The 17,485-nt window shown below is 55.2% G+C and carries 18 protein-coding genes and 2 tRNA genes; 11 read left to right on the plus strand and 9 right to left on the minus strand.

Annotated features, from left to right (window positions below; genetic code table 11):
* Positions 1-22 precede the first annotated feature (22 nt).
* From KRAC_RS26625 to KRAC_RS26640, 4 genes are all read right to left on the minus strand, one after another.
* Positions 23-397 carry a hypothetical protein gene (locus tag KRAC_RS26625; RefSeq protein ID WP_007912599.1) on the minus strand — a complete coding sequence of 125 codons (375 nt, stop codon included), beginning with the start codon at positions 395-397 and terminating at the stop codon, positions 23-25.
* A 188-nt stretch (positions 398-585) separates the two neighbouring features.
* Positions 586-658 (minus strand) — tRNA-Arg (locus KRAC_RS26630).
* Positions 659-898: 240 nt separating this feature from the next.
* Positions 899-1,702: a CHAP domain-containing protein gene (locus KRAC_RS26635; protein ID WP_007912600.1), complete on the minus strand. Its 804-nt coding sequence runs from the start codon at positions 1,700-1,702 to the stop codon at positions 899-901.
* Positions 1,703-2,113: 411 nt separating this feature from the next.
* Positions 2,114-2,401 (minus strand): hypothetical protein, encoded by a 288-nt coding sequence (locus tag KRAC_RS26640; RefSeq protein ID WP_007912601.1) that lies wholly within the window; start codon positions 2,399-2,401, stop codon positions 2,114-2,116.
* Positions 2,402-2,676: 275 nt separating this feature from the next.
* Between KRAC_RS26640 and KRAC_RS26645 the strand changes: the two genes are divergently transcribed.
* The gene (locus KRAC_RS26645) at positions 2,677-3,651 is read left to right on the plus strand and encodes an NAD-dependent epimerase/dehydratase family protein (protein ID WP_007912604.1); all 975 of its coding nucleotides are present in this window, start codon (positions 2,677-2,679) and stop codon (positions 3,649-3,651) included.
* A 40-nt stretch (positions 3,652-3,691) separates the two neighbouring features.
* Here the strand turns inward: KRAC_RS26645 and KRAC_RS26650 are convergent, their stop codons facing one another.
* The gene (locus tag KRAC_RS26650; protein ID WP_007912605.1) at positions 3,692-3,976 is read right to left on the minus strand and encodes a hypothetical protein; all 285 of its coding nucleotides are present in this window, start codon (positions 3,974-3,976) and stop codon (positions 3,692-3,694) included.
* 17 nt (positions 3,977-3,993) lie between these two features.
* Positions 3,994-5,148 (minus strand): radical SAM protein, encoded by a 1,155-nt coding sequence (locus KRAC_RS26655; protein ID WP_007912606.1) that lies wholly within the window; start codon positions 5,146-5,148, stop codon positions 3,994-3,996.
* A 544-nt stretch (positions 5,149-5,692) separates the two neighbouring features.
* On the opposite strand from KRAC_RS26655, the gene KRAC_RS76275 reads away from it, so the two are divergent.
* The 5 genes from KRAC_RS76275 to gcvPB all read left to right on the plus strand — a co-directional run bounded on the left by KRAC_RS76275 (position 5,693) and on the right by gcvPB (position 11,458).
* Positions 5,693-6,586: a DUF6585 family protein gene (locus KRAC_RS76275; protein WP_040444191.1), complete on the plus strand. Its 894-nt coding sequence runs from the start codon at positions 5,693-5,695 to the stop codon at positions 6,584-6,586.
* 122 nt (positions 6,587-6,708) lie between these two features.
* Positions 6,709-7,833 (plus strand): glycine cleavage system aminomethyltransferase GcvT, encoded by a 1,125-nt coding sequence (gene gcvT / locus KRAC_RS26665; RefSeq protein ID WP_007912613.1) that lies wholly within the window; start codon positions 6,709-6,711, stop codon positions 7,831-7,833.
* Between the two features lie 97 nt (positions 7,834-7,930).
* On the plus strand, positions 7,931-8,329 hold the full coding sequence (gcvH, locus tag KRAC_RS26670; RefSeq protein WP_007912615.1) for a glycine cleavage system protein GcvH: 399 nt from the start codon (positions 7,931-7,933) through the stop codon (positions 8,327-8,329).
* A gap of 289 nt (positions 8,330-8,618) precedes the next feature.
* Positions 8,619-9,971 carry an aminomethyl-transferring glycine dehydrogenase subunit GcvPA gene (gene gcvPA / locus KRAC_RS26675; protein ID WP_007912617.1) on the plus strand — a complete coding sequence of 451 codons (1,353 nt, stop codon included), beginning with the start codon at positions 8,619-8,621 and terminating at the stop codon, positions 9,969-9,971.
* Positions 9,968-11,458, plus strand: coding sequence for an aminomethyl-transferring glycine dehydrogenase subunit GcvPB (gene gcvPB / locus KRAC_RS26680; RefSeq protein WP_007912619.1), 1,491 nt, complete (start codon positions 9,968-9,970; stop codon positions 11,456-11,458). The genes gcvPA and gcvPB overlap by 4 nt, the downstream gene beginning before the upstream one ends.
* Before the next feature lie 61 nt (positions 11,459-11,519).
* On the opposite strand, the gene KRAC_RS26685 is transcribed toward gcvPB, so the two are convergent.
* Both KRAC_RS26685 and KRAC_RS26690 read right to left on the minus strand, forming a co-directional pair.
* On the minus strand, positions 11,520-12,392 hold the full coding sequence (locus KRAC_RS26685; RefSeq protein WP_007912620.1) for a putative RNA methyltransferase: 873 nt from the start codon (positions 12,390-12,392) through the stop codon (positions 11,520-11,522).
* Between the two features lie 97 nt (positions 12,393-12,489).
* Complete coding sequence (locus KRAC_RS26690; protein WP_007912622.1) at positions 12,490-12,684, minus strand: hypothetical protein; 195 nt, start codon at positions 12,682-12,684, stop codon at positions 12,490-12,492.
* A gap of 306 nt (positions 12,685-12,990) precedes the next feature.
* Between KRAC_RS26690 and KRAC_RS26695 the strand changes: the two genes are divergently transcribed.
* Entirely contained in the window at positions 12,991-14,253 is a 1,263-nt protein-coding gene (locus KRAC_RS26695; RefSeq protein WP_007912624.1) for an NAD(P)/FAD-dependent oxidoreductase, read from the plus strand.
* 23 nt (positions 14,254-14,276) lie between these two features.
* Here the strand turns inward: KRAC_RS26695 and KRAC_RS66535 are convergent, their stop codons facing one another.
* Positions 14,277-14,729: a cytochrome P450 gene (locus tag KRAC_RS66535; protein ID WP_083814834.1), complete on the minus strand. Its 453-nt coding sequence runs from the start codon at positions 14,727-14,729 to the stop codon at positions 14,277-14,279.
* Between KRAC_RS66535 and KRAC_RS79710 the strand changes: the two genes are divergently transcribed.
* From KRAC_RS79710 to KRAC_RS26720, 4 genes are all read left to right on the plus strand, one after another.
* Positions 14,611-15,246, plus strand: coding sequence for a MarR family winged helix-turn-helix transcriptional regulator (locus KRAC_RS79710; RefSeq protein WP_420795821.1), 636 nt, complete (start codon positions 14,611-14,613; stop codon positions 15,244-15,246). The two genes, KRAC_RS66535 and KRAC_RS79710, sit on opposite strands and share 119 nt — an antisense overlap.
* A 1-nt stretch (position 15,247) precedes the next feature.
* Entirely contained in the window at positions 15,248-15,484 is a 237-nt protein-coding gene (locus KRAC_RS79715) for a hypothetical protein (protein ID WP_420795822.1), read from the plus strand.
* A 525-nt stretch (positions 15,485-16,009) separates the two neighbouring features.
* A tRNA-Pro gene (locus KRAC_RS26715) sits at positions 16,010-16,086 on the plus strand.
* A 552-nt stretch (positions 16,087-16,638) separates the two neighbouring features.
* The gene (locus tag KRAC_RS26720; RefSeq protein WP_007912628.1) at positions 16,639-17,184 is read left to right on the plus strand and encodes an HNH endonuclease; all 546 of its coding nucleotides are present in this window, start codon (positions 16,639-16,641) and stop codon (positions 17,182-17,184) included.
* Positions 17,185-17,485: the final 301 nt, after the last annotated feature.

The raw sequence follows: 17,485 nt of genomic DNA on the forward strand, positions 1-17,485 counted from the left end.
TGCTGAAAAAACGCTGAAGAATTTAATCCGATGTATCTGGTGAGAGGCACTCGATCATGAGGACCTGGGGGTCTTTGACGCGGTGGCTCATCTTGACGATATTCTGGATGTTGGTGGGATGGGTCATGAAGCTTGTGGCCATGTCGACGGCGTCCTCGGCACTGGCGAAGATGCCATCGAAGAAGGCGAGGGGATCTTTTTCGAGCAGGAGGCCGACATGCCAGCCCTCGTTGAAGGAGAAGACGAGCAGGAGGCCGATGTGATGACCGGCGATCTTCGCCAGGCTAGTGGTATGGTAGATAACGTCGGTGGCGGTGCGATCTTCGAGGCGAAACTCCTGATCCTCGATACGGAGAGAGGAAGGAAAGACCATATCCTGGGCGGACCCATCACTCATAAAAATATCCTTTGCGCTGTAAGGGCTTTTGTTAGATGTGAATATTATACAATGGTCATATTCCGAAACCCAACGCCACTTGCGTGTCTAGCGCTTCGCGCTCAGGGTTTTCGGATCAGAAGTATGCAAACGCGATTTATTCGGCAAGAGGACATATGTGGAAAAGATGTGGATGAATTGTGGAAAAGTGGGCCTGAGAGGACTCGAACCTCCGACACAGCGTTTAGGAAACGCTTGCTCTATCCACTGAGCTACAGGCCCATCGCCTTCAATGATACCATACTCGTCAATCATCGTTCAATAGTTTTTGTGGGGTATTTCAGGGAAGAGGGAGAGGCAAATTGTGCCTGACGAAGCCAGGTACAGTCTGCCTCTTCTCTACCAAAAAGAAGGTGCATGGGGTCTCGATACGACAGCCATTTATAGGGGCTACCTCTCTCGCGCGGGCAAGCATAAGAAAGGTAGTTTGGCTATTTATAGTTTGGCTATGTATATAGTTTTTTATTGGGGGCTGACAAAAGATACACCCCGGCCGGGGTAGTAGTGCTGGTAGGAGACGGCACGGGGATTGGGTTGCCAGTTCATGGAGCTGGCGATCACTGATCCGTCGTCTAGAACCCGCTCTACGACTCCGACGTGGCCTGCTCCGCCTGAACCTTGCACGCCACCCTGGAGCACGATAATGGTTCCCTCAGTGGGGGCTGAGGAGACGTTCCAGCCTAATTCGGCCGCGCGGTCGGCCCATTGCCAGGCCATGGCGCCACCGTGGCTCCATGGGACATAGTATCCGTAGAGGTCATGGAAACGTTTATTGGCATACCAGGTACAGGTTCCAAAGGGGAAGCTGTTGTAGTCTATCTCATCATCTGAATCAAACCAGGGAAGCTGGTTGATAAATGAGGGCTGTTGTGGCCCTCCCCTGTTGTGTTGCAACGACAGGGGTTGTAGATGAGGCTGCGCATTCTCTCCCTTCGCGGCGTTGTTCACGCCCTCCTCCGCATCGGCAGCCTTGAGAGACTCGTTCTGGTATGGCGATGTTCTTCCATTGTTATGGCATACAAGTTGATTGCGGGAGGAGTGTTGAGAAGATTGGGCGTGTTGATCTGACAGGTGCTGCTGGCTTGCGCTCTCCACGCTTGCACACTGAGACGCCTCGGCGGCGGCGACCTGGACGTTCTGCATGGAGAGTCCCAGGGCAACACCAATCGAGAGTACACCTAGTAGCGCCAGGGCGCCGGTCTTGAGTACACGCTGTAGTATATGTGATGGCTGGAGTTCGCTCCAGCTTTTTCGCTGCGTTCGCACTATATCCTCTTCCATTTCGGCAACTTGCAGACCCCTGCAATGGCTTGTACTCCTTTCCTAACACCGTATGGGTTCGCACTGCCCAATTTTGGCCCGTTAAGGGCGGAATACTCTGCCTAAAAATACTATACACCGCCCCTTGTAAAAATAGATACCGATATGTAGGTATTTTATATGTAAAATACCTACATATCGGTATCTGTGTACTTCTCGCCACTGCGTGGCTCGCAGGGTAATAGTGTGTGGTGGTGGCGGTGCGGCGGAGCCGCACCGCCACCACCACACACTATTACCCTGGTGCAAAAAGAGAGTGGGACGGATCACGAGTGTCCTGGTCAAGTGTAAAAAGAGAGTGGCGTGGATGCCGACGCATGTCGGCATCCACGCCACTCTCTTTTTACACCTAATATTTTAGAGGCGTTGTTTGGGCTTTTTGTGGATGAAGGGGGAGGTTTTCTCCTCAGCGCCACGGATTTCGGAGACGCCAGTCTCCTGGTTGTACTCAACCTCGGTCACCTGCTCGCGGCGGATGGCATTGATGGGCTTCATACCAGTGGGAGGAGGAGTGGTGCGTGGACCGGGCCGGGAGGAGGGCCATTCCGGAAAAACAACCTTCACTTCGCCGGAGAGCGCGGTATTGTCATCTGGCGCCTGGTTTTGCAGGGTATTCTTGGTATCAGTAACTTTTGGTTTCTGCATGTGTCTTCCCTCTGAAAACATTTCTTACATTGATAGGTCAATGTGATAAGGTCAGTAAGATTTTACTGTAAGATGTGTGAACATACAAGTTAGAAGAACTATAGATTACACGCAGAAGTCTTCTTGACCTGTGACACATCGAAATACTAGTACTTTTAGAAGTTTTGGCACTAGCCTCTGACATTTGCTCGTTGCGTAATGGGAATAAGCAAATCTTCTTTTCTATTGTACAATGCTCAATCTAGATATGCGATGGGAGTGAGGAGGATAATTTTATGCGGGTGTTGTTGACGGGGGCGACGGGGTTGCTGGGGGGGCACCTGGTGAAGGCGTTGCGCGAGAGGGATGAGCGGGTGCGGGCACTGGTACTTCCGGCTGAGGATGCGCGTTCATTGGAGGCACTGGGAGTCGAGGTGGTGTGTGGAGATATTACGGAGGCAGGCGCGCTGACGGCGGCCGTGCAGGAGAGTGAGCTGGTCTTTCACCTGGCGGGGATGATGGGGGTCTGGCGTCCCCTGGCGGACTACCACCACGTGAATGTTGAGGGGACGCGGAATCTCTACAAGGCAGCTATGGAGGCAGGAGTGAGGCGGTTTGTGCATACCAGTTCGCATACGGTGTATGGACTGGGGTATGGGCGATTTCTGACGGAGGATGAGCCGCTGCGGCCCGATAACGATCCCTATAGCTTGAGCAAGGCGGAGGGGGATAGGCTGGTGCGCCGCCTGATGCTCACAAGCCCGATGGAGACGGTAATTATCCGGCCAGGGACATTCTTTGGGCCGGGCGATAAGCTGCATTTCGCGCGCATGGCGGAGAAGTTGAGGCGTGGGCGCGGCGTCATTCTGGGGCGCGGTGATAATCATCTCCCCTTTTGTTACGTTGACGATATCGTGCAGGGCTATCTTCTGGCGGGATATCATCCCCAGGCACCAGGGAACGTCTACAACATTACGAATGATCAGCCGCTGACACAGCTTGAGATGTTTAATGAGATCGCGGACGCCGTAGGGGGAGAGCGCCCCAGGCTGCACCTGCCTTACCAGCCGATCCGCCTGGGGGCGATCTGCGCGGAGAAGTTGGTGGCGCGTATGACGCGGACCCGGCCCCTGGTCACGGAGCTGGGGGCCTTGATGTTTGGTAGTGATAATAAGCATAGTATTGAGAAGGCGCGCCGCGAGCTGGGCTACGCGCCCCAGGTGGATTTGCGCGAGGGAATTCAGTTAGCGGCGCAGTGGTTCAATGGGTAGCCAGAAGTCCATGCAAGCATGGACCTTACAGATGCATTGTTTAGTCGGGAGAGGATTTAGGAGTGTTGGAGTGTTTGAGGCCGAAGCGTTGGATGGTGCGCGCCAGCCAGGTGGCGACAGGCCCCTGGTCGGCGCGCTGGCTGGATTGCAAGAGGAAGTTGGCGGTTGGGGGATGTGAGGGTTGTTGCTGGCTTTGTTTGATGTGCGCTAGTTCGGCGTAGTGTTGCGCGGCCCAGTAGAGGTTGATACGGCAGGCGCGGCAGTTTTTGGCGCTCTCTTCATTGCTTTCGCCACATTGAGGGCAGATGAACATGGGATTAGACATGGTGAAGTGGCTCCTTTCTATGATGGTTGGCTGGCGGTTTTGGCCTGAGCGTCGCCGGTGCGGGGGTGTAAGGTGATCAGTGATTGGGCGCTCTCGCGGGCGACTGAGAGCGCGACGCGGCTGACGGTGGGTACATGACAGAGCATGTTGGTGTAGGCCGCGTTGGCGAGAGGACAGTAGCACTCGCCGGCCTTGATGCTGCGTCGCAGTTCGGCGGCGCGGGGGGTACTCCAGACGCTTTGGAAATTATAGTCGTGCTCACGCAGGTTACCCATGGGTTCGGCGCGGATACAGCAGGTCCAGACGTCGCCATTGGGGGCGATCTGGGCGGAGGCGACGCCCGCGAGGCAGGGGATTACCTGGCGCTGCTCGGCGAGGGTGCGTTTGACGAGATCATAATAGCGATCCCGGAAGGCCTGGGTGATACGCGAGACGCCGCTGGCCTCGGATTGGCGTATCCCCTGCTGCAAGCGTTCAATAACGGCCTGGTACTTGGGTAGAGGAGGGGTGATGCCCATGCCGACGGTGTCCAGCTCCACGCGCTCCTCGGCGATCTCGCTGATGAAGGAATCTGGGCGCAGCTCCTCGCGTACGTAGGCATAGATCTGCTCAAATTCGTCGACATTAAAGTTTGAGATGACGGTATGTACTCCCACGGTCAGGTTTTTGTAGCGCGCCTTGAGGGCCTTGAGGCCGGCATAGGTCTTGAGGGCGTGGGCGAAGTTACCTTTGACACCTCGCACGCGGTCATGCTTCTCGCCAATGCCATCCAGGGAGAGGTTGATAATGACTTCTGAGCCGGGCGCGGCTTGCAGGACCTGCTCGATGCGCGCAGGGATGATAGCGTCCTGGATACCGTTGGTGGGGATATTGATAATGCCGGGCCGGCAGTGCTGGTAGGCGGAGGCGATGATCTGTGGGAGATCCCGGCGCAGGGTGGGTTCCCCCCCACTGAAGGTGAACCAGTAGGCGGCGCGGCCAATTGAAGCGAAGGTGCGTTCGTATTCTTCTAGCGTGAAGTCGTCGTTGGGGCGTTGCCAGACGTTACAGGTTTTGCAGCGCGAGTTGCAGCGATAGCTGACGCTGATGGTGAGGTTGAGTGGGAGGGCCTGTGGTTGGCCTGTGGCGTATGAGGCTTGTATTTTGGCGATTTTTGGTAATATTTCGAGCATATGTTTCCCTTTCCCTTCTTTCCACGTTGCCGCCTGCGGCGGCAGAAAAAAATTATAAAAAAATTTACTCGGGGGCTTTGCCCCCGCCCCCCCGCAGTTCCTGACCAAGGCTGCCTGAGGCGGCAGAAAAAAATTATCACGCGAGACGGCTTCTCCGGCTGGTAGGGACCCGGTTTACCGCGTCCGAAGGCGATTAATCGCCTGCGGGCGCAGCCCTAAACGTTCCAGGACATCATGTAGCGATGGGTTACCAGTTGCCCACCCAAGGCTTTGGCTTGCGCCGAATTGCCATGAATGGCGTTCGGACGCGCTAAAGCTGGTCCCTACCGAGGGGGAGGAGATGGGACGGAATCGAGGCTTCCTCTTGTTAAGACGGATAAGTGTATGTATTTATATTTTTATGGTACTAGAGGGCATTTTTGGTATTTTTGTAGCTGGGGGTAAATTTGCGCGATTTTTGCTGCCGGATTCCATTCTAAATGATGTAAATAGATGTTACGATATAAGGTATAATAGCAAGCGAGATAGCAAAGGGTGTGTATTTATGGTTCAACAATCTCGATATAGCGATGCTGGCCAGAATGGGGGCCCATATCTTGGGGCGCTACGTGCGACGTATCGCCACGTTATGCTGTTGAAGACAATGTTGACGCTGATTATTTGTGTGATTGCGCTGGGGCTAATATTAGAGGCTGTACGTTTGTTAAAAATTCATATGTTGACGGTGGGGATGGCGGGGTTCTTTGGGGTAATTTTGCTGATCGTTTTTGGCTTCTGCCTGGCGTTGTTTCTGCGCTATCGGCATGAGGCGGTGCGAGTCTATGAGCAGGGGCTGGTGGCGACGAATCGCGAGGGGTGGGTGGCGCTGCGCTGGGATGAGATTGAGTATATCTGGCACAAGGTGGATCTGCAGACGCCTGATCCGGATTTTGAAATTGATACGAACCGCCTGGCATATATCGCGTATGATAATCCGCATGCAACATCGTGGAGTAATCTGGATTATGTGACCCATACCGAGGCGACCAAGGGGTCGAGCATTCTCAAGCATTCGTATGTTGTGCGTTCATATCGAGGAGTTTCGCTGAACATTCCACAGCATTATCTACGCTGGTCGAAGCTGTGTGACACGATTGATCACGAGGCCACGCGCTACCAGTATTCGCTGGCGCAGACGCTACTACAACAGGGGAGGCCTGTCTCCTTTGGTCCACTCCTGCTCAGTCAAGATGGTATTTACTATGGGCAGGATCTCTTGCCCTGGCAGCTCTTCGGCGCCCTCTCTGTCGATGAGCGCTGGGGACTGATTACGATTACGGTGAAGGGGTATGCGCGGCCATGGGCCTGGCTGCTAGTGGCGCGCGTCCCCAATATCGCGCTCCTGCAAGGCTTGCTGGTCATAGTACAGCAGAAGTTTGCGCGCAGGCCGCTGAGATAGCGTGTTGTTGTCGCGCTGACCAAATTTTGCTATAGTGGACAGCGGAAGCTTTGCGCGTCTGGTATTTTTATTAGATAGCGAGAGTAATCGATCCTCTAGAGCGCATGCATGGGAGTTTTTGTATGACCACACAAGACAGCGCCGTCCCTAGTTTAAAAAGGACCCCGCTTTATGAACAGCACCGGGCTCTGGGTGCCCGCCTGGTGGAGTTCGGTGGCTGGGATATGCCTGTACAGTATAGCGGCATTATCGAGGAGCACCAGGCCGTTCGCACGAAGGCGGGGCTCTTTGATGTCAGTCATATGGGCGAGTTTAAGGTTGAGGGGAGCGATGCCCTGGCCTTCCTGCAATATCTTGTGCCCAATGATGTCTCACGCCTGGCAGTTGGGCAGGCGTTATATACGCAGCTTTGCCGACCAGATGGCACGACGATTGATGATTTGCTGATCTATCACCTGGCGGAAGAGCAATATATGATCGTCGTCAACGCCGCTAATATCGATAAAGATTATGCCTGGATCGAGAGTCACGCGCAGAAGTTTGCCAACGTCACCCTCTCCAATCAGTCGGATACGACTGCGCTGATCGCCCTGCAAGGCCCACTGGCGACGAGTATTCTGCAACCACTGGCGGACGTCAAGCTGGACGAGATTAAGTACTACCACTTCGCGCCGGGCCAGGTCGCGGGCATTCGTTGCCTGATCTCACGCACCGGCTACACGGGCGAGGATGGCTTTGAGCTGTACTACCCCTCCGTTGACGCGGCCAGGCTCTGGCAGACCCTGCTTGAAGCAGGCAAGCCACAGGGGGTGCTGCCGGCGGGCCTGGGAGCGCGCGACACACTGCGCCTGGAGGCTGCCTACTGCCTCTACGGGCATGAGCTGGACGATGAGACTAATCCGCTTGAGGCCGGCCTGGGCTGGACTGTGAAGCTGAAGAAGAGCGCGGAGTTTATTGGTCGCAGCGCCCTCCAGCAGGCGAAGGAGCAGGGACTGAAGAAACGCCTGGTGGGGATTGAGTTGCTAGAGCGCGGCGTACCACGTAGCGGCTATGCCATCTATGATGGTGAGCAGCGTATTGGCGTTCTTACCAGCGGCTCGCACGGGCCAACGGTGCAGAAGAGCATTGGCCTGGGCTTTGTGGACCCAGCGCACGTCAGCGCGGGGACACGCGTGCAGATCGAAATTCGCGGGAAGCGCGTCGCCGCGCAGGTGGTGGCTCTTCCCTTTTATAAGCGCGGGGAATAGAATTAGTTGTGGGCTTTTAGTCCATGCAAGCATGGACCCTACAATTTCCGTGAAGCGGGGAATAGAACAAACAGAGATACATTGAAGGAGAAGATAGATGATGGCTAGCCTTAACCATCCTGCTAACCTGAAATATACGAAGACCGATGAGTGGGTCCTTGTAGAGGGAGACCAGGCGACAATTGGTATTACGGACTATGCTCAGGATCAGCTTGGTGACATTGTGTACATCGAGCTGCCCTGGGATGGCGGCCAGACGCTTGGTAACGAAGAGAAGTTCGGTGATATTGAATCGGTCAAGGCGACCTCCGAGCTTGTGGCACCGCTCAGCGGCGAGGTGGTCTCCGCCAACCAAGAGTTGAAGGAGCGCCCAGAGCTGATCAACGATAACCCTTATGATGAGGGGTGGATGCTGAAGATCAAGCTTGCCAATACCGCGGAGCTGGACCAGTTGATGACTGCCGAGCAGTATTTGCAATACCTCGAAGGTAGATAATAACAAGAGAGAAAAAAGCCGCTGGGATGGGCGTTGCCCCATCCCAGTGGCTTTTTTCTTGCTCGCTAATGAAGAAGGGCTATGTCCACTCATCCTTTTTGGCTATTCCGTTCGTCAATGCGATATAATATGTTGTCTGCATTGACCACTTCATCCCATTATAATAGATCAATTTTTAGTACTTTATGCGGGTCTCTGTGTACTCCCCAGGGGAGATGGCAGGAGGCCTGCCGATTATGGTTTGCAGAAGACCAAAGCCTTTAGAATCTCCAGGGAGATGTTTAATTCAATGAGTTATGTGCCTAATACACCGGAAGAGCAGCAGGACATGCTGGAAAGCATGGGCCTCTCTTCGATTGAAGACCTGCTGACTCCCGTTCCTGAAAATGTGCGCCTGGATCGTCCGCTCGATCTGCCGCAAGCCCTCTCAGAGCCAGACCTGCGACGCGTGATCACACGCATGGCGGCACGCAATAAGAGCCTCGACACTACCATTTCATTTTTGGGTGCGGGAACCTATGACCGGGCCATCCCCAGCGTGGTGCCACACCTACAGCGCCGCTCGGAGTTCGTCACGTCCTACACGCCCTATCAACCGGAAGTGAGCCAGGGCATCCTGCAGGCAACGTACGAATTCCAGACCATGGTCTGCCAGATCACCGGCATGGACATCGCCAACGCCTCGCTCTATGATGGCGCGACAGCCATGATTGAGGCGGTCTTCGTGGCCCTTGGCCCCGGTGGACGCGGCGAGGTCGTCATATCGACCGGTGTAGATCCCCAGTATCGCCGGGTGTTGCAGACCTATGCCTTCGCGCGCGGCTTTACGGTACGCGAGGTTGCAACTCAGGATGGCGTCACCTCCCTTGACGAGCTGGACGCGGCAGTGACGCCCTCGACTTCGGCGGTCATCATTCAGCAGCCGAACTTCTTTGGCTGTGTTGAGGACGCGCACGCAATTGAGGCCATCGTGCACAAGGGCAAGGGTCTCTTTATTACGACCATTACCGAGCCGGCCTCGCTGGGTATCCTGGCAACTCCTGGAGAATACAATGCCGATATCGTCGTGGGTGAGCTGATGAGCTTTGGTAATCCCATGAGCTATGGCGCACCGGCCCTGGGCTTTATGGCCGCCAAGCAGAAGTTTATGCGCCTGCTTCCTGGTCGCCTGGTTGGCCAGACGGTGGAAGAGGGTGGTCATAAGCAGACCGGCTATGTGCTTACCCTGCAGACGCGTGAGCAGCATATTCGTCGCGAGCGTGCCACTTCAAATATCTGCACCAATCAGTCGCTGCTGGCGATTGGCGCGACGATCTACATGGCCGCGATTGGCAAGCAGGGCTTCCGTGAACTGGGTGAGTTATGCCTGCGCAAGGCGCATTACGCCTTCCGACAGATCACTTCAGTATCCGGCTTTGAGCCTGTTTTCCATAATCCATTTTATGACGAATTTGTAGTTAAGTCCCCCATTCCAGTCGCGAAACTGCAGCAGAAGCTGGCCCAGGCCGACATCATTGGCGGCTATGCCCTGGAAGAACACTATCCCGAGTTGAAGGATTGTCTGCTCTTCTGCGTCACGGAGACCCGTACCCGGCAGGAGATCGACACCCTGGTGTCTGTGTTGAAGGAGGTGCAGGCATGAGCGTTGAGACATTAATTTTTGAGAAGGGCGCGCCAGGACGCCGCGCCGCGAATATGCCTGCGTTCGACATCCCCATGGAGTCGCTGGACGAGCTTCTGCCCGCAGACATGCGGCGCAAGGAAGAGGCTCCCCTGCCCGAGGTGAGCGAGATCGAGGTGGTACGCCATTATACGCATCTCTCGCAGCGCAACTTTGGCGTCGATAGCGGCTTCTACCCGCTCGGCTCTTGCACCATGAAGTATAACCCCAAGATCAACGAGGACATGGCGGGCCTGCCGGGCTTCGCACATATTCACCCCTTGCAGCCCGATGAGACGGTGCAGGGCGCGATTCAGGTTGTGTATGAACTGGAACGCTACCTGGCGGAGATCTCGGGCATGATCCGCGTCACCTTGCAGCCCTCGGCGGGCGCACATGGCGAGCTGACCGGCCTGATGCTCATCAAGGCCTATCACCAGAGCCGGGACGAGGGAGAACGCAACCTGGTCCTGATCCCAGATAACGCACATGGCACCAATCCTGCTAGCGCGACCCTGGCTGATTACAAGGTCGTCGAGGTCAAGACCAATCCCGAGACGGGCGGCGTGGATCTGGAGCACCTGCATAAACTCTTGCAGCAGCATGGTAAGAGCGTCGCAGCCATCATGCTGACCAACCCCAACACGCTGGGCCTCTTTGACTCCAACATTCTGGAGGTCGCGCGCCAGATTCACGAGGTTGGCGGGCAGCTCTATTATGATGGCGCTAACGCCAATGCTGTCATGGGCATCACGCGCCCAGGCGATATGGGCTTTGACGTCGTACACTTCAACCTGCACAAGACATGCAGCACTCCGCATGGCGGTGGCGGTCCAGGTGCCGGTCCCATCGGCGTCAAGGGGCATCTCGTGCCCTTCCTGCCGGGTCCCTTGCCCATGAAGAACGAAGACGGCAGCTACTCCTGGGAGGATGCAGGCCCCCAGTCCATCGGCAAGGTACGTGCCAATCTGGGTAACTTCGGTGTCCTGGTGCGGGCGTACACCTACATTCGCTACAACGGACCCGATGGCCTGCGCCATGTCTCGGAGAGCGCCATTCTCAACGCCAACTATGTCAAGCATAGCCTCTCAGAGGACTATGAGATCGCCTATCCGCTCATCTGCCAGCACGAGTTTGTGGCCACGGCCCGCAAGCAGAAGCAAGAGGCCGGTGTGACCGCGACAGATGTCGCCAAACGCCTGCTCGACTTCGGTATGTACGCCCCCACGACCTACTTCCCGCTGATCGTCCCCGAGGCTCTCATGATCGAGCCGACCGAGACCGAGACGCGAGAGACGCTAGATAGCTTTATCGCCGTCATGAAGCAGATCGCGGAAGAGACGCGCACAGAGCCAGAGGTTGTGAAGACCGCGCCACACACCACGGTGATTGGCCGCCTGGACCAGGCCCTGGCCGCGCGCAAGCCGAACCTGCGCTGGATGCCCGGGCAGGAGATTACACACTCATAAAAAAAATATCGGAAACATTGATGCGCCGCTGACGTGGCGCATCAATGTTTCCGATATTTTTTTATGAGTACTTTTGGAGGAGGAGGCAGTGGAATTGGATGTCGCAGGGGCGGGAGTCGATGGTGGAGAGGTGTTGCTCGATGCTCTCGGTCATGTGCCAGTAGTTGGGGGTCATGCGGACGAGCTGGCGCAGGGAGTCTTGATCGAGGGTGAGCTGATAGGCAAGCTCGCGCTGTTCCAGTAGAGTGAAGTCGGCCGCGAATTGCTCCAGGATGTGTTGTTGCTTCTGTTCCTCGATATTGAGCAGGCCAAGCTCGGCGCGTACCTGGGAGAGGTGGTGTGGGCCAGGGATGACTATAAGCAGGAGACCATCGGGGGCGAGGACGCGGGCATACTCGGGGGCATTGCGAGGAGCGAAGATATTGAGCATAACCTGAATGCTGGCGTCGACGAGAACGAGGCGCTCCCACAGGCTGGCGACGATAAATTGGGCATCTGGGTATGACTTCGCGGCCATGCGGATGGCCTCTTTGGAGAGGTCGAGTCCGAGCGCGCAGAGGGACTGGCTGGGAATGGTGGGTGGTAGCTGGTGAAGGATGGAGCCTAGATAGTAACCGTTTCCGCAACCTGCATCGAGAATAGTGAGAGGAGAGGTCTGCTCTACCGACCTCTTGTGAAGGTGGGCCGCCAGCAGGTCCGTTAGTGTCTGTGCCAGTGGAGCATAGTAGTCTCGCTCCAGGAAGGCCCGCCTCGCCTTTAGCATCTCCTTTGTATCTCCCCCACTTGCCTGCTTGCGTAACAGAGAGACATAACCCTCGCGCGCGATATCGAAGGAGTGGGCGTGTTCGCAGCGCAAGGTTTTCTCCTCGGCGTGGAGTGGGTCGCCACAGATTGGGCAGGTGAGTAGAGCCAGGGCGCAGGTATGGATGGGCAAGTGGGTTCCTCCTAGAGTGTTTAGGCTTTAGGGTACGCCTTTATTTTCCTTTCTGCAAGGCCCCGACATAATGGAAGCCACTGTACTCTTCTGAGATTTATTTCGTGCGGCGTGCTTGATCGAGAAAAGCTAATGCAAAGAGGATAGTGACAGTACCAATTACGAGATATGCAACCCTTCTTTCAAAAAAAGCAAAAGCAATGAACCATGCCAGGCTTGTCAGAAAACATACCATAGCTGAAACATAAGGATTTTTGAAGAACTGCCGCAATATTTGGACCAGGCTTGACATAAGAATCGCCTTCCTTTTACAAACTATAGTCAGTCTTGATCATTTTTGAGATTACCTAAAGCTATGAACGCCTGTGTTGTGGCAAAATCAAACAAGACGGGCTAAGTGAATAAGTATAGTAACACAAGGAATTCGTGTCAAAAAGCGTTTTTTTGTTCTTCATGAGAAATACCTCTGCATTATCGAAGTGGTCCCATGATTATGTATCGAAAAAGGCCAGCAGAGATCGGGTATGTTAGAATAGGGCAGGGTAGGGTAGCTGGGTGCATATGTTGAGATTATTTTATATCTGGGGGAGAAGAAGGCATGGAATACGCGGTCCTTGGCGGCGGGGCGCTGGGTTTGATGGCGGCGTACCGCCTGGTAGAGGCAGGGCATACGGTAATGCTCTTTGAGAAGGAGCCGATGGCGGGTGGCCTGGCGGCGGGCTTTCGTGTTGGCGAGGCATGGCTGGATAAGTTCTATCATCATATCTTTCGCTCGGACACCACGGCCATTCGTGCCATAGAAGAGTTGGGGCTGGGTGAGCGGCTGGAGTGGCAGCGCCCTCGCACGGTCAGCCTGGTCGACGGGAAGCTTGAGCAGCTGGATTCGCCCTTGACGCTGCTAAGGTTCAAGCCCTGGCGCCTGGATGAGCGCCTGCGCGTCGGCGCGGTCCTGGCCTTTTTGAAGGTCGCGCCGCCCGCGTGGTTTGAGGGGAAGACAGCCACGACCTGGTTGCGTAAATGGATGGGGAAGCGTCCCTACGAGGTCCTCTTTGAGCCACTGTTTAGCGGGAAATTTGGCGAGCTACGCGATGAGATCGCCCTGCCCTGGATCTGGGCGCGCCTGCATGATCGCACGACGCAACTGGGGTATTTACGCGGTGGATTCCAGTTGCTCTATGATCGCCTGGTCGAGCGCATTCAAGAGCGCGGGGGCAAGCTGCTCTTTGGCACCACCGTGGAAGAGGTGAAGCACGAGGGGGAGCGCTGGCAGGTGCGCACCGACCAGGGAAACTGGGAGTTTGACGAGGTCATCTCGACGCTGCCGACGCGCCTGACCTGTCGCCTGGTTCCAGAGTTACCTGAGGATTACCGGCGTCAGTATGACTGGGGACAGGCCTATGGCGCACATTGCCTCATCCTGGGTCTGGATCGGCCTTTGACCGATAGCTACTGGATCAACGTCTGTGATCCGGGCTATCCCTTCATGGCCCTGGTCGAGCATACCAATTATCGCGCACCCGAGGAGTATGGTGGGCGACACCTGATCTACCTGGGGAATTATCGCCCCATGAATGATGCCCTCTTTACGCAGAGTAAAGAAGAGGTATTACAGGAATTTCTGCCGCATGTAAAGCGCATCCAGCCTGATTTTGATCCCAGCTGGGTCACGGAGAGCTGGATGTTCCACGCGCCCTTCGCGCAGCCTATTGTCACCGTCGATTACCGCGAGCATATTCCGCCGCTGCAAACGCCGCTAGCGGGGCTGTGGATGGCGAATATGTTCCAGGTCTATCCCCATGACCGGGGGCAGAACTACTCGCTTGAGCTAGCCGAGCGTTTGATAAAACAAGTTTTAAAGTAATAAAATGCGCATTGAGAACACTCCTACACAAATTCGACCAGGCGATGGATGCTGCCGCGTACCGGGACGCGCTCAAACCGACGGTCCTGGGGGATGATGCGCATTGGCATACCATGCGCCGGGTCCAGGTTGCTGCCCTTCGGCTCAATCCTGGCATTCGGCACGACAGCAAGACGGTAACGCTGAAGCAGCATCGCCAGCACCACTTTCATCTCCTGTAACGCGAATTCTGCTCCGATACATCTGTGTAGCCCGGCGGCGAACGGCAGATACTCGTACGGAGTTCGGCTGAGTGTTGCCCAGCGTTCCGGCTTGAAGCGGTCTGGCTCCTCATACAGCTCCGGCAAGCGGTGTGTAATGCTCAACCGGTTAGAGGAGGCCGAACTCGTGCGCCGGGAGCGTGACCCCAACGATGGCCGCAGAGTCATCGTCCAACTCGAAAGAGGCAAGGACGAAATACACAAAATTGGCCCCATTTTTGATTCTCTTGGGAGAGCATGGGATGAACTGGCATCGGACTACGACGATGAGCAGATCGCCTTCCTCCTGGAGTTTCTTAAGCGCAGCAACGTGCTCTCCAGGAAGGAAATTAACCGCTTGCAAGAGGCGCCATCGAGCGAGGGGGAAATCTTCTCCGCTCCACTCTTAGATCTCAAGAGTGCCCGACTCGTTGTCTCCTCCGGGGTCTCCCGGCTGACCTTGCGTGCGATCGAAGGAATGGCCGAACTCTACCAGTCTCGCTTCGAGGGACCAGCGCCAGACGTAAAGGCCAAAGACGGGGTGGTCAACTATCCGCTATCCCCGCCGTCTCTTGGGTCTGAGTGGGCTGCAGCACGCGGCAGAGGTCATGCTCAACAAAAACATCCCCTGGCAGATTATGATCCAGGGCGGAGCATCAGAGGTCACCGCCGAACTGAGCGGCCTCAATCTCGCCGGGTTGGAGGTCAAGAAGGGAGCCAGCACAATCCGCCTGGAGCTTCCCACGCCCTCTAGCGTGGTTCCCATACGCATCAGTGGAGGAGCATCAGAGATCATCGTTCGACAGCCTGTAGGCGTCGCCGCACGAGCGCATCTCAAAGGCTGGGTCTCCGCATTCGTCTTCGATGATCAAACCTACAGCGATATGGGCAACAACGTGTGGTTGCAAAGCTCTGACTTTGAGCCGTCTGCCCCGTATTACGACATCGAAGTCGCAAGTTCTGCCAGCATGGTCACCATCACCCCTGCTTGACGGGAGGAGACGGACCCCCTTTTTAAGGGAGGCCCAGGATATACGTAAAAATCTATTACTCTAAGTGATTTTTACGTATATCCTGGGCCTATCTCATTCCGTGTTCACTATAACCTGATATATTTGTGTCAAAACTCATCTCAGCCATCAACGTCTCATCATTCGAGGCTTACTTTGCCTCTGGTGACAGCAAACCCCTTTATGGGCGCCGCAAGCACTCAAGGGAGCGAGGGGAGCAATTGGCTATGACACGGCCTCTCAAGCCGGGATCAATTTGATCGATATATACTAAACAAGGGCATTTCCTCTTGTCAAATAGCAAGAGGTATGCTATACTAGCCCATGAGCAGTATTAAAAATCTCACCAATCCGAGGGATTGGGAAGAAAAGGGAAACTGCCGGTTTCGTAGGGTAGAACTTCGTAGTCGGATAGAGGTATTCGTCTAGTGGTCGAGCCTGGAAATTGAGTAGGATTGCTCAGTACGGATAAGTGCGGTGCGATAAAGCATTTGCATGGAAGACTTTCGGGGTGTGGCGCAGTCGGCTAGCGCGCAGCGTTCGGGACGCTGAGGTCGGAGGTTCAAGTCCTCTCACCCCGACCAGGTAAGGCACATACTCTTCCCTCTTTTTCAAGGGGAGTGAAGGAACTATCGATGAATTGGATCGATGTTATAAAAGACATTCCTTCAGCCGTAAGAGTATGTGCCTCTTTTTTTGCAGGCACGCCTTCTTATTCGGAAACCAACGTCGCTCTCGCGACTAGCGCTTCCCCCATTCGGGGACAAGCGCGCTCAGGTTTCCGGGTAGGCACTAAGGAGTTTTCTTAGCATGCGGGTTTACAGGTTGCGTACAACGCTCTCCCCATCTCAGGATGGCCCAGTGAGCTTTATAAGCCCTCCTCCCTCTTCACTAGATATGTTGCGCGGGCAACATAAATCTGGGGGAAAGCACGCAACGACTCCTGCATGGCCTGGCCTTCCTGGACATGCAAGATTTCTCCACCCTTATCCGCTTAGTCGTCACAGGCGGCAGTAGAAGCGTAGGGCCTGGAAGCCAAATTTATTATTCCAATATATTGCTTCCAATATTCCTTGCGCCTCTTCCTCGCTGTCTGTGTTTGTGTCGGCTCTGACAGAGAGGAAAGGATGTCATTCATGCCTGTTCTTGTCTTGAACTCCTCACTACAACCTCTCTCAGTTATTCCCGAACGCCGTCTCATCGTCTTGCTATCCAAGCAGAAAGTCACCTTTGTCGATGAGAACGTCCGGGCTTTGATTGAGGAGAGCATTAACGCTCGTCGCCTGGATCTTGAACGTCCCGTTATCGTCCAATTGCTGGCGAATGTGCGCGTGCCTCGCATGGCACTCCAACCGACGCGCTCGAACATCCTCCTGCGTGACGATGATACCTGCCAATACTGCGGCAAGCGCACCCGCGAACTGACGCTTGACCACATTCTTCCGCGCTCACGTGGTGGGCAGAGCACCTGGGAGAACCTGGTAGCCTGCTGTCGTGCTTGCAACGGAAAAAAAGGCAGTCGCCTGTTGAAGGATGCCAATATGCACCTACTTCGCCAGCCACGCCCGCTCACCACGGAGTATGCTGGTGTCTTCCTGCTGCGCTATCCCAAGCTACGCGCCGCCTATGAAGAGTTTATTACTGGCTTTCATGGCGGTCAGGCCAGAATTATGAGCGCGTAGCCTGATAGTCTCAATGCGTATAGGCCTTATAGATAGCAAATTTTCTTGTTCTTATCGTTTTCTTGGTAGAGAGAGTGGCCCGACGCTGCTGAATACCCATAAAGGGCACAGGGCACGCGTCTACATATTATGGACCATATGTGGCCCGACGCTGCTAAAGCACGCGTCTGCATATGCCTGTTATATGTAGATGCGTGCTTTAGCGGCGTCGTTCAGCCTTCACATGCAACCACCGGGGCTCGTCGATACGTATTTAAAGTGAGCAGTGTGACAATCGCTAGCGATGGACCACATATATTGG

Source organism: Ktedonobacter racemifer DSM 44963 (assembly GCF_000178855.1).
In the GTDB taxonomy this organism is placed as follows: Bacteria; Chloroflexota; Ktedonobacteria; order Ktedonobacterales; family Ktedonobacteraceae; genus Ktedonobacter; species Ktedonobacter racemifer.